The organism is Alloacidobacterium dinghuense (genome assembly GCF_014274465.1).
Lineage (GTDB): Bacteria > Acidobacteriota > Terriglobia > Terriglobales > Acidobacteriaceae > Alloacidobacterium > Alloacidobacterium dinghuense.
Window position 1 is genome coordinate 837,221 of record NZ_CP060394.1, and the last position, 15,634, is coordinate 852,854.

General features: G+C 55.8%; 6 protein-coding genes. 5 read left to right on the forward strand and 1 reads right to left on the reverse strand.

Annotation, left to right across the window (positions count from 1 at the left end; translation table 11 throughout):
- The first annotated feature begins 29 nt into the window (after window positions 1-29).
- The gene (locus H7849_RS03455) at window positions 30-2,093 is read left to right on the forward strand and encodes a S9 family peptidase (protein WP_186744156.1); all 2,064 of its coding nucleotides are present in this window, start codon (window positions 30-32) and stop codon (window positions 2,091-2,093) included.
- 1 nt (window position 2,094) lies between these two features.
- Here H7849_RS03455 and H7849_RS03460 read toward each other — a convergent pair whose 3' ends face one another.
- Window positions 2,095-3,348 (reverse strand): arsenic transporter, encoded by a 1,254-nt coding sequence (locus H7849_RS03460; protein ID WP_186744157.1) that lies wholly within the window; start codon window positions 3,346-3,348, stop codon window positions 2,095-2,097.
- A 382-nt stretch (window positions 3,349-3,730) separates the two neighbouring features.
- On the opposite strand from H7849_RS03460, the gene H7849_RS03465 reads away from it, so the two are divergent.
- Genes H7849_RS03465 through H7849_RS03480 form a run of 4 tightly spaced genes read left to right on the forward strand, consistent with a single transcriptional unit; the run spans window position 3,731 to window position 14,998 of the window.
- A complete protein-coding gene (locus tag H7849_RS03465) occupies window positions 3,731-4,876 on the forward strand; it encodes a nucleotide-binding protein (RefSeq protein ID WP_186744159.1) in 1,146 nt (381 codons plus the stop codon).
- Window positions 4,873-9,297 (forward strand): UDP-forming cellulose synthase catalytic subunit, encoded by a 4,425-nt coding sequence (gene bcsA / locus H7849_RS03470; protein WP_186744161.1) that lies wholly within the window; start codon window positions 4,873-4,875, stop codon window positions 9,295-9,297. The genes H7849_RS03465 and bcsA overlap by 4 nt, the downstream gene beginning before the upstream one ends.
- Window positions 9,249-10,430 (forward strand): cellulose synthase complex periplasmic endoglucanase BcsZ, encoded by a 1,182-nt coding sequence (bcsZ, locus tag H7849_RS03475; RefSeq protein ID WP_186744163.1) that lies wholly within the window; start codon window positions 9,249-9,251, stop codon window positions 10,428-10,430. The genes bcsA and bcsZ overlap by 49 nt, the downstream gene beginning before the upstream one ends.
- Window positions 10,418-14,998 (forward strand): cellulose biosynthesis protein BcsC, encoded by a 4,581-nt coding sequence (locus H7849_RS03480; RefSeq protein ID WP_186744165.1) that lies wholly within the window; start codon window positions 10,418-10,420, stop codon window positions 14,996-14,998. The genes bcsZ and H7849_RS03480 overlap by 13 nt, the downstream gene beginning before the upstream one ends.
- The last annotated feature ends 636 nt before the right edge of the window (window positions 14,999-15,634 follow it).

Sequence of the window (15,634 nt, forward strand, 5' to 3'; positions counted from 1 at the left end):
CGTTACAGTCTCACGGTATGCTCAAAGGCATGCGTTCAAGGCACGCTCTCATCCTGCTCACTTCTGTGATTATTGGGGTTTCGACATCAGGTTCAGTCGCGCAGCAAACGCGCTTTCCAACCAATGAAGATTTGCGCCATACGCGTGCCATTAGTCAGCCGCGGCTCTCGCCCGACGGGCAAAGTGTGCTCGTGCAGGTTGCAGATGCGACTGCCGATGGGGGCCGCACACATCTGTGGCTGGTCGACATCAAACAGAATTCTTCACGCCAGCTCACGTATTCTCCCGAGTCTGACAAGCGTGGCGAGCATAACGGAGAGTGGATGCCGGATGGGAGCGCCGTTCTATTCCTGGCCAAGCGCGGAGAGCATACGCAGCTATATCGCCTGCCGATGGAGGGTGGCGAGGCGCATCCTTATTCGTTGAAAGTAGACCCGCGTGTCGATTTGTCGCAGGAGCCGGATGCGATTCCGCCGAGCCAGGAAAAATCAACTCAGAAGCAAGAGCAGGTTGAGATCGATGTAGAGCGGTTCGCTGTTTCTCCTGACGGAAGATGGATTGCGATCATCGCAAAGGATCCACAGACTCCGGGAGAAAAGAAAGAGGAGACGGAGAAGGCCGATGCTCAGTGGGTTGATCACAATCCACATGGCGCAAGGCTCTATCTGCTCGATCCAGCAACCGGCAAGCTGGCGAAGACGGCCATAACACCTGATGTCGAGTCTGCTTCATGGAGCGCGCAGTCCGACAAACTTCTGGTGATTGCAGAGAAGCCTGGCAATGTTGGGGATCTTGGGCCAGCGAAGGGGGCGTGGCTCCTAAAGATAGCAAGCCCTGATCAGGCGGAGCAGGCGAAGGAGATTCCGCCATCGGTAGCCCAAGCTACATGGTCGGAGAACGGTAAGCGGCTTTATTTTCTATCGCAATCAGAGCCGGATTCACCGCCGGGCTACAACGATCTCTACGAGTTCAAATTTAGCGATGCATCGGTAAAGAGCCTTAGCCAGGGTTATGTAGGATCGATTGCTCACGAAAAGCCAATCGCGTTCGATGGCAAGGTACTGCAGCCGGTGCAGAACGGCACGAAGATATCCGTCGCTCGATTTGGCGGCAGTTCACCTGAACTCGAGAAATTTGATACATCGGTTGTTACAAATCTCGATACGAACGCGCGGCGAAGTGGATGGGTTTGGATCGGGGCGAGCAGCACAAAGCCACAAACGCTCTACTTTGTCGAGAAGCTTGGGCACACGCCGCGAGCGCTCAACCTGCCTTCCGTGATTCCCGCAGAATGGACCGAAACACCATCGCAACTCATCCAGTGGCAGAACGAAGGGAAAACGATCGACGGCTTGCTTTATCTGCCGCCGCAAGCCAAAGATCGCAAGGTGCCGCTGATTATCGATGTGCACGGCGGCCCAACCGGTGCATGGGAAGACGGATATTCTCCGCTCATTCCGTTTCTATTGGGGCATGGATGGGCCGTTCTCCGGCCAAATCCACGGGGAAGCACAGGCTATGGCGCTGCGTTCGCAGCTGCAAACAAGAATGACCTCGGCGGAGCCGATTTCCGGGACATCATGGCCGGAGTCGATGCGGTCATCGCTCATAACTCAATAGATTCTGACAAGCTTGCGTTGATGGGCTATAGCTACGGCGGCGAGATGGCCGGTTTCGCGGAAGGAAAGACCAACCGATTCAAGGCGATCGTTAGCGGTGCTCCTGTGATTGATCAATACAGCGAGTACGGCACCGAGAGCAGTTCATGGTATGACCGCTGGTTCTACGGCAAGCCTTGGGAGCATGATGCCGACGCCTGGAAACAAAGCCCGCTTTCCGGGATTGGGCACGCTAAGACTCCCTTTCTTCTATTGCAGGGTGACGGCGATACTACTGACCCACTTGGGCAGAGCCTTGAGATGTATCGAGCGCTGCGTCAGGTCGGCGTTCCGGTCGATCTTGTCCGCTATCCACGCGAAGATCACGGCCCACTCGCGGGCGGGATATTCGGTAACCCGAGTACGGAGCCCTGGCACGGCTTTGATGCTCGTCAGCGCATGGTCAAATTCTTTGAAAAGGCGTTTTCGCAGTAGTTCAGCGCGTCAGGCAGACAGCCAGTGTTGCCAGCAGCAGTGCCGAAGGCATTACGATAATGCCAGCCTTGAGGAAGCTCCATGCGCTCACGTGTAAGCCTTCTTTGCGGATGGCGATCAGCCAAAGAATCGTTGCGAGCGATCCTGTGACGGAGAGGTTTGGGCCGAGGTCAATACCCACCAGCACTGCATTCCGCAGACTCCCAACGATGTGCGCCTGATGGACAGACGCTCCTGCAATCAGCCCAAGAGGAAGATTGTTGATGAGATTCGTACCCACACCGATCGTGAGTGAGGTAGCGAGGGCGGCCGCTACGGGTGGCCAGTTCACTACTGCATGCAACGCGGCTTGCGAAAGGTGAGCTGCACCGGCACGGTTCACAGCTTCAACCAGGATAAAGAGTCCAGCCACTAGAGGAATAACGCTCCACGAGATGCCTCGAATGATGGCAACTGGATTGCGGCGTTCTCTAGCGCTAATAGCCATCACGACCACCACTGATGTAGCGAAGGTTGGCAATCCAAGATCTTTGCCTAGCGCTGAAGCAGTCAGCAGCACGACTGCAACCAGTCCAATTCCCATGAGTGCCAGTTTGCCCGTTTGAGAAAGATGGCCATTCCCGATGTTGGTTTCCGTCTCACCCCGAAGAGATTCTCTGCAATACCAGAACAGGGCAGCAAAGGTTGTGACGATCGACAGCACTGACGCGACAGCAAACATCCGGAGCCATTGAGCGAGGGGCGGCATTCCCAGATGAAATACGACCAGGTTAGCGGGATTGGAGATGGGGAGTACAAAACTTGCGGCGTTTGCGATGAAGGCGCAGCTTAGAAGGCAAGGGAGGGGTTCAGTCTTGGCTTTCTTCACCGCCGCCAGAACGGCGGGTGTGAGTACGACAGCCGTAGCGTCGTTCGACATGAAAATTGTCACTACGGTGCCGACTACGTAAATCAATATAAACAGGCGAGCACGGGACGCTTTGGCGTGCTGAATTGCTACGGTTGCAAGCCAATCGAAGACTCCATGCGCCTGCCCCAATTGGGCCAGAATCATCATCCCGGCAAGAAACAAGTAGACATCCGTGCCCTCGAAAACAGCGTGCCGAGCGATGTTGAGAGGAACCAACCTGAACAATATCAATAGACCTGCGCCGCCGCAGACCCAAATCGCCTCTGGAATTCTCCAGGGGCGAAGCAACATCAGCGCGATAGTGAGAAAGGAAATGATCCAGATAGCAGATAAATGAAGGGGCATTCTTCGTCGCTTGCTTTTCCTAGTGCCTCAGATACCTGTGAAATTTCTATCCCTTAAATAAGAAGAGTGGTTATTGTCTGATTCTCTGGCGCAAATTCTCGTAGGCAGACCTCAGCTAAGTACAGTATGATGAGGCAACTTTAATAAACCAAATAGAATTAGTGCTCTAACAGCTTCCCCAGTCGCGCTGTCCGGAGCTCCCCTTTCGTCCCTAAGTCTGTGATTGTTTTTCTACCGCGAAAGTTGTAGAGATAGCCCATCGAAGTTTGTTACCTTTGGCTGTATTTGTTGGTTACGTTGGTTAGTTCGCAGTTACCAAAGGAAATAGGGCAGTAGAGTACGAGATCGATAGCAAGCTTTTTGGGAGAAATGGATTTGACCGATGGTAAACGGCGAAGGTAAACAGCACGCCTCGGCAGAAATAGATACTGACCTGGCAAAAGACGTTGCGAATCTCTATTCATGGGCGAATGTCGAAGACGCAACCTACCTCGATTTCTCCAGGCAGCGAAAAGCGCGACATATTCAACATACTACCGATGTAGACATTCGGAAAAGTGAAGTGCCTTCTGCTCCCAACGTGAGTATTGAAAGTGAGGCGCAGGTCTTTGAATCCTCCATTGCGGCACCCATAGCGGAGCCATCCATCATTGGGAAACCCATCCAGGAGAATTCCACACCTTCGGTTCCAATGAGCGCCCAGACGTCGGCAGCAGCGCCAACGCCGCAGTTGGTTGATTTGCCTGAATTGATTCCCACAACTTTTTTTGAGCCGGGCCTGACAGCGCCCGCTGAAACTCTGTCGCCCGCATTGGCGATCTATTCTCTCGCCGGTGGGGTAGGTAAGACTACGTTTTGTGCCAACCTCGGCAGAATCTTCTGTGCCACGAAGGAGAAAGTCCTGCTGGTTGATGCATCAGCGAGCGGATTGCTGCCTTTTTACTTTGGAGCTACGGATCTGCGTCCAGGATTGCGTACTTTTGTCGCTCCTGATGTGAATTACCCACCGCTCCAAGTGTTCGGTACGAATGAGATTACGAAGCCGTGGCTGGAAGAGGTGAAGGTCGCAATGCGCAAAGCACAGCGAACCATTTTCGACCTCGGGCCGGCATCCATGAGTCTGCTGCCAGAAATCTTTGGTATGTGCGGCACAGTTCTTGTGCCTCTGTTGCCCGACCTGAATTCCATCCTTACTGTTTCGCGAATCGAGGCCTCGTTCAAAGCAATGGAGTCTTCCGGGATAGAAGTTCCTGAAGTTTTCTACCTATTCAATCGGTTTGATGATCAAGATACGATCGACCATCGGGCGCGAGCGTTGGTGGAGAGGCAGTGTGGTGACCGACTCCTGCCGCTTACGATCCGCGATGGCGCTGAGGTGGCCAAAGCGATTGCCTCCAGAATGACAGTTGCCGATCACGCTCCGGGATCGGCAGTGACCCACGACTACCTGGAACTGGCATCCTGGGTGAGAAAGCGAAGTCCGGTCCGCGCCGCGTCTAGAACGCAGGCGCGCTGGAGCGAGCGATGAAGCGAATCCTTACCCACTGGAGATTGCTCGGAACCGGATCCAGTCCATGGGCAAGCCTGGCTCGCATTCTTGTTTATGGAATGCTTCTTTTCTTCGCTTTTGAATGCGTCACGATTGATTTCAGATGGCCCGAACAGGCGGTGCTTGGCATCCTGACCATCGTCCTTGCATTTGCGATCCACCGCACGTCCGCCTCCGAGCTTGTAACTCTGGCACTCATGTTTGCCTCAATGCTGGCTACTGCCAGATATGCATACTGGCGCTGTTTCACCGTTGGGCAGGCACTTGCAACCTCGGGTTCGAAGCTGGGTGTGATCAACATCATCTTCATGCTCATTCTTCTCTCGGCTGAGGGCTACGCATTTGTGATCCTGTTTCTCGGCTATATCCAGACCATTCGTCCTCTCCGGCGACCACCCTACCCAATGCCGAAGAACCTGGAAGACTGGCCGCATGTCGACGTTCTTATTCCTACATATAACGAACCGTTGTCCGTGGTCCGGTCAACCGCCTTTGCTGCGCTGAATATTGATTACCCAAGTGAAAAACTTCATGTTTACGTGCTGGACGATGGCAGGCGCGAAGAGTTCCGTAGATTTTGTGAAGAGGCAGATATCGGCTACGTCACGCGAACGGATAATAAGCATGCCAAGGCTGGAAACATAAATCATGCGTTGACCGTGCTCGATTCGCCGTATGTTGCGATCTTCGATTGCGATCACGTCCCAACGCGTAGCTTTCTACAGGTCACGCTCGGATGGTTTTTGAAAGACACCAAGCTGGGCATGCTGCAAACGCCGCACTACTTCTATTCTCCTGATCCGTTTGAGCGAAATCTACACCAGTTCATGGTGATCCCCAACGAGGGTGAACTGTTCTATGGTGTTCTTCAGGACGGCAACGATCTCTGGAATGCCACATTCTTCTGCGGTTCCTGCGCTGTTCTACGTCGTACGGCTCTGAATGAGATCGGAGGAATTGCCACCGAAACAGTTACAGAAGACGCGCACACGTCTCTGCGTATGCAGACACGGGGATGGAACACCGCATATATCAACATCCCGCAAGCTGCGGGTCTTGCCACGGAAAGCCTCTCCAGTCACGTAGGGCAGCGAATCCGTTGGGCGCGCGGCATGATCCAGGTGATGCGGACGGACAATCCTCTCTTTGCGCGCGGGCTTAAATGGCCTCAGAGGCTGTGTTACTTCAACGCGATGATTCACTTCCTCTACGCCGTTCCCCGACTCGTATTCCTCACGGCCCCGCTCGTATATATGTTGCTGGGGCGCATCAATATCCCGGGATATTGGCTGGCAATCCTGGCGTATGCGATGCCCCACCTTTTTCTGTCAAACCTCACCAACTTCCGCATCCAGGGCAAATATCGTCATTCCTTCTGGAACGAGGTGTACGAAACAGTTCTTGCCCCATACATTCTTGGGCCAACTTTGCTCGCACTCATTAATCCAAAGCTGGGTAAGTTCAATGTGACAGCCAAGGGCGGAATCGTGAAGAAGAGCTATTTCGATGCTCGGATTGCCCGTCCGTATATCGCCTTGATTCTTCTCAATGTTGCTGGCCTGGTGGTTGCGCCCATTCGCTTCTTTTATTGGAACCCTGACCATCCGGGGACCATCGCGATGAACGTCTTCTGGATACTCTTCAACCTGATTATTGTGGGCACCGCGAATGCGGTCGCATTCGAGTCCCGTCAGCTGAGAACAGACGTGCGGATCGATACGCATATGCCCGTGGAAATTCGCCTGCCGGGCGGGAAAAGCGTATTTGGTGAGTCCGTCAACATGTCTCTCGGCGGCGCCTCAATCGATCTTGAAGAACAGCTAAATCTCCCGCAAGCTTCCCGAGTCGAAGTGATCTATCCCTTACGCAGAAAACAGACGGTATTCCCGGCATCAATTGTTGCGACGAACGGTTTGAATCTACGCATCAGGTACGAAGATTTGTCGCTTGAGGAAGAAGAATTGCTGACGCTCGTTCTTTATTCCCGCGCCGATTCATGGCTGAGCAGGAGCGAGCGTCGTGAAGCAGACAAGCCCTGGCGCAGTTTTGCGCGTCTCGTTCGCTTGTCTATTAGGGGTGTTGGACATGCTCTTGGAACCCTGATTCCCAAGAGGAAAGACGCCGAGTTGCCCGCTGCCGTGCGCGCTGGAACAGCGATTCTTGTACTCGCGATGATCCTTGCAGGTGCATGTACCCCTTTGCGGGCCCAGAAACGCGGCAAATCTGCTCCAGCCCGCGATTCTCAAGCTGCGACTTCTGCTGGAGGAACGTTCCAGTCGACGTTCACGTTGAAAGATATTGGGATACCGGAGGCGATTGTGTTCCGCGGAGTCGCAGCATCTCGTGACGCCCCTTTTGCCTTGCCTCAGACCGAGGTCGTGCAAAAGTCTACGCTGCATCTGCGTTACGCATTTTCGCCTTCACTTATTCCTCAGATGAGCCACCTGAACGTCTATCTGAACGGTGCGTTGGTGTCGACGCTGCCCGTCCCGGCAAAGGTTGAGGATGTGCAGGATTCTCTGAAGGCGGACCTGCCGCTTCCTTCTGATCTGTTAGTTCGCAACAACGTATTAAGACTGGAGTTTATCGGGCACTACACTCAGCAATGCGAGGACCCGGCAAACACCGTGTTGTGGGGACGGGTTGAGAATACTTCAAGCGTCGAAGTATCCGGATCGCTGCTTCCGCTGGCTGACGACCTGAAGATACTACCCCTGCCTTTCTATGACGGGGCAATCAGCAGCTCTTCCGCTTCAATACCGATTGCTTTCACCAGCAGCCAGCCCAGCAATAATGCATTTGAGGCTGCAGGCATCCTGGCATCATGGTTTGGAGTCGCGGCAAAGTCGAGACCGCTAACCTTTCCTGTGACAGTCGGCAGCACACTACCATCGGGCAACCTCGTTGTTTTCGTGGAAGGCTATTCGAGTCTTCCCGCAGGAGTTGATCTGGGCAGCGGTGGTCCTGTTGTTGCTGTCCGCACAAACCCAGTCGATCCTTACGGCAAGATACTCATCGTTGCAGGTGATGATGCTGATCAATTGGTGACAGCAGCCCGTGCAGTTGCAACCGGCAATATGATGCTGCAGGGTACTACAACCCGTATAGGCGAATATCGCCTGCCTCAAGCACGCGAAGCTGACGATGCGCCATTGTGGTTGAAGACTGATCGCCTCTCTCCTTTCTGGGATTATTCTGGAAACCCGGAGCTGCAAAGCGATGGTTCAGGACCTCTGCCGATTTACCTCAGGCTGCCACCTGACATCTACTACGGCGACCGGCAAAATATCCCCCTCCACATGGATTACCGGTACAACTCCATTCCACTCGCGAATGCATCGACGTTGCGCGTGAGTGCAAACGGATCGCTGGTAAATGAGCTGGCGCTACCGCATGACAACAATCCCAAGAAGACGCTGGCATATGATCTTGCGGTCCCAGTATCGAATATGCGGCCGTCTGCTAACACATTTCTCTTCACCTTCTATTTCCAGATGGCGAAGACTGGGAATTGCCAGGATACAGCTCCCATCAACCTGCAGGGTGCAATACTTCGCAGTTCCTATCTGGACATACGTGGCCTGAAGCACTGGGCTGCCATGCCTAATCTTGAACTTTTTTCCAATGCGGGATTTCCTTTTACGCGCTTTGCCGATCTTTCCCAGACCAAAATTGTGCTTCCACCGCGCCCCAGCCCACAGGAACTCGGAATCTATCTAGCGTTACTTGCAAATTTTGGCGAGCAGACGGGCTATCCGGCACTACGGGTTTCGGTTGGCGATTCCTCATTGCTCGGGGCCGATGCCGACTATCTAATTCTCGGAGCGCCGGATGACGAGCCAGCATTTGAACGGTTGAGTCAGCAGTTGCCGGTCGAAGTGAAGGAGCAGGGTTTTTCTATTCACGATACAGGCGGGTTCTTTGCATCAGTGGAACACGCCTGGTGGCAGGTTGCCGAAATGCGGCCAAACTGGTGGTGGAAGCTGCGGCAGGCAAAGGAGCGGGATGGGCTACTTGAGAGCCTGGGTCAATTCCCGGATGCGCTGATTCAGGGAAGTGAATCGCCCTGGGCTTCGAATCGTTCCATTGTCAGCATCACCATCAAAAATGATTCCCTTGCAGGCCCATTTATTGCAGCCTTCACAAAGTTTTCTACGTCTGGCGATATCAGCGAATCGGTGAGCGTTCTGCACGGAAGTGAATTCACATCCTACCGACTGGGCGATCGCTACTACCATGTTGGGTATCTACCGTGGTGGGCCCGCATTCGCTATTGGCTGCGAGCCTTCCCCTGGATGATCGTCGTTCTGACATTTGTCCTCGGTCTTTTCGTAGTCCCATGGACGAGGGCATGGCTCGATCAGCGTTCAAAGGCACGCCTGGAGGCACAGCAGACATGAAGGCCGCGATCTTGCTCGCTGCAACGCTCGGTTTATGCTGCCAGTCTGCAGCGAGAGCCAGCTCCTGGCCGTTGTGGGACCACTATGCTGCGCATTTCCTCAGTCCTCAAGGCCGAGTTGTTGATCCGTCGCGGAATTCGATGACTACCTCAGAAGGACAGAGCTATGCCATGTTTTTCGCGCTTGTCGCAGGAGATAACAACTCATTTGATCGCATTCAGGAGTGGACGCAAGACAATCTCGCGCAAGGTGATCTTGCTAAGAAATTGCCTGCTTGGAGTTGGGGCCAAAAGAGCGATGGTTCGTGGGGGGTACTCGATCAGAACTCGGCATCAGACTCTGATCTTTGGGTCGCTTACAGCCTGATTGAAGCAGGCGAACTTTGGTCAAAGCCAGGCTACAGCAGAACCGGAAAGGCTATGCTGTCGTTGATCGCAAAGAATGAGAGCGCTACAGTGCCGCAGGCAGGTGCTGTTTTGTTGCCCGGCCCAAATGGCTTTCATCCGGATGCAGATCATTGGGTCTTTAATCCGAGCTACATGCCGCTGCCGTTGTTGCTCGCGGCGAGACATGTTGATCCTCAAGGACCGTGGAGTGCGATGGCCGCCGCTCTGCCTGCATGGCTGCAGCAGGCGAGCCCTTCCGGTTTTGCCATGGACTGGGTTGAATACACAAGCGGCAAAGGCTTTTCCGCAGTCAGCGAGCCAGGAACAAGTTCAAGGCCTGCCTGTGGCAGCTATGATGCAATCCGCGTGTATCTTTGGGTGGGCACTACCGCGCAGGACTCACCGGGAGCTGCGAGCCTCCTGCATCTGTTTGCCCCCATGTCCAGCTATGTAAAGACACACCTTTCGCCACCTGAGGTAGTTAATCCCGATGGGACGGTTGTGAGTACTACGGCTCCGCCGGGATTTTCAGCTGCGGTGATGCCGCTGCTCATGACATCCGGTGAAAAGGCCGCGGCCACTCTCCAGCTTCGAAATGTACTGGCTCAAATTGAGCCGTCAACTGGGTTAGTTGGAGATCCGCCGCACTACTATGACCAGAATCTGGCGCTCTTCGCGCTGGGCTGGCAGGAACAACGCTTTCGCTTCGCTCCCGATGGAACGCTGAGGGTCCAATGGAAAAAGTGAACCGTAACGCTTGCCGAACACTTCTTCTCGTGGCCACTTGTGCGCTGGCTCTCGGAATCTCGCCAGGCGCATGGGGTCAATCCACGGCGGAACGCGCCCTGTTGATGAAGGCGCAATCCCTCGCTGCAAATGGACACCTGGATATGGCGGTTCAGACTTGGCAGCAGGTACTACTCGCCGATCCGAACAGTCGAGAGGCGCTTCTTGGAATCGCCAAGGCTGACATGCAGCTCGGAAATACGGATGAAGCCAGAAGATATCTCGATCGTCTGCGCGCTGCCGGGGGTAATCCTGCGGATATCGCAAAGATCCAAGCTATGCCCGGTGTTGCGCCGAAGAATGTGCGCCTCGATCAGGCGGCCAGTCTTGCGCAGAGTGGCCGGTATGCAGACGCTATGCGGATCTACCGCGACGTTTTGGGCAATAATCCCCCTGCGGGAGACTACGCGCTCGCCTACTATGACACCGAGGCTGCCATCCCGGCGGACCGGCCTCATGCCGTTGCAGGATTACGGAAGCTCGCGCAGCAATTCCCGGCGGATTCCCGTTACTCGATCACGCTCGGGCGCGTCCTCACATATGAACCGAAGACGCGCGCAGAAGGGATCGCAATCCTGCAGAGATACGATAATGTCCCGGCTGCGCAGAGTGCCCTGAAGCAAGCTGAGTCGTGGAATGCGGTTGCCAACGCTGCTCCGACTGCAGTGGACACCCAGGCCAAGCCAAAAGCCAGCACTCCCGCTGGGAACCCGCTGGAGGCATCGGCGTATCGCGCCCTCAATAGCGGTCGGTTGGATGAGGCTCGGCAGCAGTTCGAGACACTGCTGGCGAAGCAGCCAAACAACCCGCGAGCCCTGAGCGGAATGGGTTACGTGTACATGAAGCAGCAGGACTTCGCGGATGCATCGGACTATCTTGAACGTGCTCGCGCCGCAGGAGCACGGGGACTGGAAAGCGCGATTGCTACCTCGCGCTTCTGGGAGAAGATGTCGCAGGCAGGAGCCGCGTTGCAGGCGGGCGATTCGGATGCCGCCATCGAGTCCTATACGGCTGCGTTGTCACTCAAGCCATCGAGTCCTGACGCGCTGGAAGGTCTTGGAGGAGCTTATGTTCAGGCGGGAAACAACGCAGAGGCGATCGATGCCTTTGAACGTGCAGTACGCGTCAGCCCTGACCGCCAAACCGCCTGGCGCGGCCTCTTTCTGGCCCAGTCGGCAGCAGGCAATTCTCAGGGAGCGCTGAATACCGGCGACCGTATGCCCAAGAATGTTCGCGCTCAGTTGAACTCTGATCCCGAATATCTGCGAGCGTTAGCACAGGATAACCTCGCGCTGGGCCGCAAAGCTGAAGCGGACCGCGCCATCGAGCGAGCGCTGGCTTTGCCGTTCCCGAATGAGGGGCGAGATCTGCCTCTTGATAAGCAGATGCAGTATGCGGCGTTGCTGATGATGGCCAACAGATATGAGCCGGCGCTGCAGCTTTACCAGCAGATCGTTGCAGAAGACCCGGGGAATGCCGGAGCGTGGCGAGCGCTTATCGCCGCGCAGCATCAACTCGGTCGTGATAACGATGCTCTTGCCACCATGGGTAGCATGCCGCAGGCAATCCTGAACAAGGAGCAAAGTGATCCCAGCTTCCTCGTTCTCGTTGGATCCATCTATCAGACGCGTCACGAGTGGGATCGCGCTCAGAAGTATCTGGAGCAAGCGCTCGCTGCTGCACCACCTCCTCAGACAGGAATCGAACTTCAGCTTGCCGATGTGTATGCGGCGAATGGCAATCAACAGAAGGCGTACACAATCTATCGTGAGGAGCTCGACAGGAATCCGCAGAATACGGATGCATGGCGCGGCATGCTGAATGCTCTTCATCAGGGAAATCACGACCGCGAGGCATTGCGGCAGATTGCCGCAATGCCTGAGTCTGTGCGCCTTCGCTTGGAACAGGACCCTTCATACTTGCAGACGCTGGCATCGATCCAGTCTGCGACCGGACAGAATCAGGCTGCGTTGAAGACCTTTGCGCAATTGACGCAAATCTATCGCGATCGCAACACGGACGAGCCAGTTGACGTGCTGATCCAATATGGCTGGGTGCTGCTGAGAACTGGCGACGACCAGAAGCTCTACGCTCTGGTTACGACTCTCTCCAATTCGGCTGATATGACGGACGATCAGCAGGCCGAGTTCAATCGCCTTGGAGCCAGCTGGAGTGTGCGTCGCGCGAACAGCGCGCTGGCTGTAGGCGATCAGAATCGTGCTGTGGCAATTCTTACGACAGCTGCGCAAGCTTTTCCCGGAAACGCTGAAGTCTACAGCGCGCTTGCCGGTGTCTACCTCAAGATCGGGCAGCCGAGGCAGGCGGTTGCAATTTACGCTTCGCTGGACATGACTCACGCGACCAGCCAACTGTATGAGAGTGCTATTGGCGCGGCGATGGCGGCGCGCGACATGAAGCAGGCAGAAACGTGGCTCGAAGACGCGCTCGATCAATACAAGAGCAATCCTTCGATTTTGCGGCTCGCTGCTCAATACGAACAGGCACGCGGAAATTCCGATCGTGCGGCAGCTTACTATCGGGCTGCGCTCGATGCTATGGGGCCAGCCGGGCCTGGAGGGATCTTTGCGCAGCCTGGCAGCGATACGGGTGCTCCCGGAACATTGTCTCCTATGCAGCAGTTGATGCAGCTGCTTGCGCCCGCAGGGCGCACCGCACGGCTGAACGCTCCGGTCGATTCGTCTGAGAGCGGCAGCGCCGGCGATGTCTCCTGGCTGGACGCTCCCAGCAAGAGTGTTCCGACACTCGGCGACTTTGCGCAGTCCAGAGAAGGCGGTTCGGGGCGAAGTGTAGGTGATGATGCTGCGCTGAGGCAGCCGTCAACTTCGGCCCTAGGTGACTACGGAAGTCGTTATGATGCGTTGACTCCAACCAATGATCGCTATGTGCCTCCGACCGAGGCTTATGTGCGACCGACGAAGGTCACGCGGCGACACTCTGCTCCTCCAGTCGAGCAGGCGGTCGAGCAGGATCAGGTCTCGGCACCGATGGACTATCTGGAACCGGTGACGATGAAAGTGCCTGCGCGACCGCTGACCACACCTGCGCCGCAAAACCCGCCGGTTTCTTTCGCACCAACATCCAAGTCGGCGCATTTTCTTGACGCGAACGATTTGAATCCGGCGAGCAGGCTGCAATCGGCTGTGCGCGAAATGAACGGTCGAGTGCAGGATCCGCAGTCGACGGATACCGGGCTGCCGCCAATCGGGGAGGGGAGCCGGGATGCTACGCCACCGCCAGTGCCGCTGAATGCGCTGCCGGAGACGGCGCGGGCTGAGGCGCCGGCGTTACCGCCGCTCACCGGGCCGGGTGTGCACGTGGTGCGCGCGAAGACCCCGCGCGAGCAGATTGAGGATCAGCTGGCCATCATCCAGGGGGCATCGAGCCCATGGGTTGGCGGCAATGCCGGCATCGACTACCGCAGCGGTCAGCCGGGATACGACAAGCTCTCCGCCTACACGGGGCAGATTGAGGCTTCGAGCATGCTTGGGCCAGGCGTGAGAGGCACGGTCATCACGCGTCCGGTACTGCTTGATTCGGGCACAGCTACGACGACGGCTACCTTCCAGCAGGGAACATTACCGGCTGGCGCGACACCGTACCTGCAGTCGGCGGCGGGCATTGGCGGCGAGTTCCAGTTGCGGACGGCTTCGTTTGCCGCCAACATTGGCTATACGCCTTACGATTTCCTCGTTCAGAACATCATTGGCGGAATCTATGTCCATCCTCCAACCTCGCATTTCACGCTGACGTTCGCGCGCGATCCAATCACGGACACGCAGCTTTCCTATGCCGGTTTGCGCGATCTCGGCAGCAGGGGGCCGACCTATGAGGGCAACACCTGGGGAGGCGTCGTCACCAATGCTGGAGAATTCCAATTGGCTTTTGGCAGCGCGCAATCCGGCTGGTACATCCAGGGCGGAGGGCAATACATCAGCGGCCGCCACGTTCAGGACAACACGCGCCTGGACGGCGACGCCGGGGCTTACTGGGCGGTGGTGCATCATCCCGATTACGGAAACCTGACCGTGGGCATGAACTTTTTCGGCATGCACTACGATCACAACCTGCGGTACTTCACCTACGGGCAGGGTGGCTATTTCAGTCCCGATACGTACATCCTTGCGGGCGTGCCTGTGACCTTCAATGGGCATCATGGCGCGCGGTTTCATTACCGGGTGCTCGGCAGTTTCGGTCTGCAGGCGTTCGACGAGGCCGCGACACCTTACTATCCGCTCGATCCTACGATTCAGTACGCGAGGAATAATCCTTATTACAGCGAGGCCACGAGCGTCAGCGCCAACTACAGCTTCGAGGGTGAGGGCGCTTACGCCATTGCCGAGCACTGGTACGTTGGCGGCTACATGAGCTTCAACAACACGCGGGATTATGCCAGCAGCAAGGGCGGCTTTTATGTGCGGTACCTCTTCCGTCCGCAACCGATGCTCGAAGAGAACGGTCCGACAGGGCTCTTCCCGATTACCGGGATGCGGCCGCTGAACGTGCCATAGGCCGGATCCCCCTCCCCCTTGGGAGTTGGGCTTGCCTTTATGTGTTTTCAATAAGATAGCGGGGGATCATCCCCCGCTATCTTATTGATTCTGCAGTTGGTTAAGGTCGTTTGAGTGTTTTCAATGGCTTAGCTGGGGGGTCCGCATTTGTCAAAAAGGGAAAAGCCCGCTCATTGCGGGCCTTTTTTCTCTATCTCCAGAATAACAGTTTTCGAGGAATAGTACGCCACTTGTCGTTGCAACGAATATCTTTGGCGGTCTTGGCTTTAGGAATATTTGGTCGGCTTACCCTCTTGACAGCGACAAAGCCCGGGGCTAAGCCCCCTCTTTCTGTATTGATCTTATTCACCGGGCTAAAGCCCGGTGCTTTTACCTGGAGGTGCTTCGCACCTCTTTCGGTTTGGCTAGGTTGGAGGTCGTGGTTTCCGACCCTTTTTCATGGTGTCCTCTTTCGGTCGAGCTGGGTTGGATTGTGCTTTCTCACCCCCTTTGGCGAGTTCAGGCGGTCTCTTTTGGGAAAAGATGGCACACCCTTCGTCGTGCTGCTGCTCAGGAAAGACGGCCTTGCTTGCAAAGGCTTCGCACTCGCTCTGCTCGTGCGGGTTCCTTCGGCAAGCTCAGGACAGGCTCTCCGAC

Bases quoted from the DNA above. Each gene is read 5' to 3' on its own strand.
- H7849_RS03460 (WP_186744157.1), bottom strand. From the start codon at position 3,348: ATGCCCCTTCATTTATCTGCTATCTGGATCATTTCCTTTCTCACTATC.
- H7849_RS03455 (WP_186744156.1), top strand. From the start codon at position 30: ATGCGTTCAAGGCACGCTCTCATCCTGCTCACTTCTGTGATTATTGGG.
- bcsA (WP_186744161.1), top strand. From the start codon at position 4,873: ATGAAGCGAATCCTTACCCACTGGAGATTGCTCGGAACCGGATCCAGT.
- H7849_RS03465 (WP_186744159.1), top strand. From the start codon at position 3,731: ATGGTAAACGGCGAAGGTAAACAGCACGCCTCGGCAGAAATAGATACT.
- H7849_RS03480 (WP_186744165.1), top strand. From the start codon at position 10,418: ATGGAAAAAGTGAACCGTAACGCTTGCCGAACACTTCTTCTCGTGGCC.
- bcsZ (WP_186744163.1), top strand. From the start codon at position 9,249: ATGGCTCGATCAGCGTTCAAAGGCACGCCTGGAGGCACAGCAGACATG.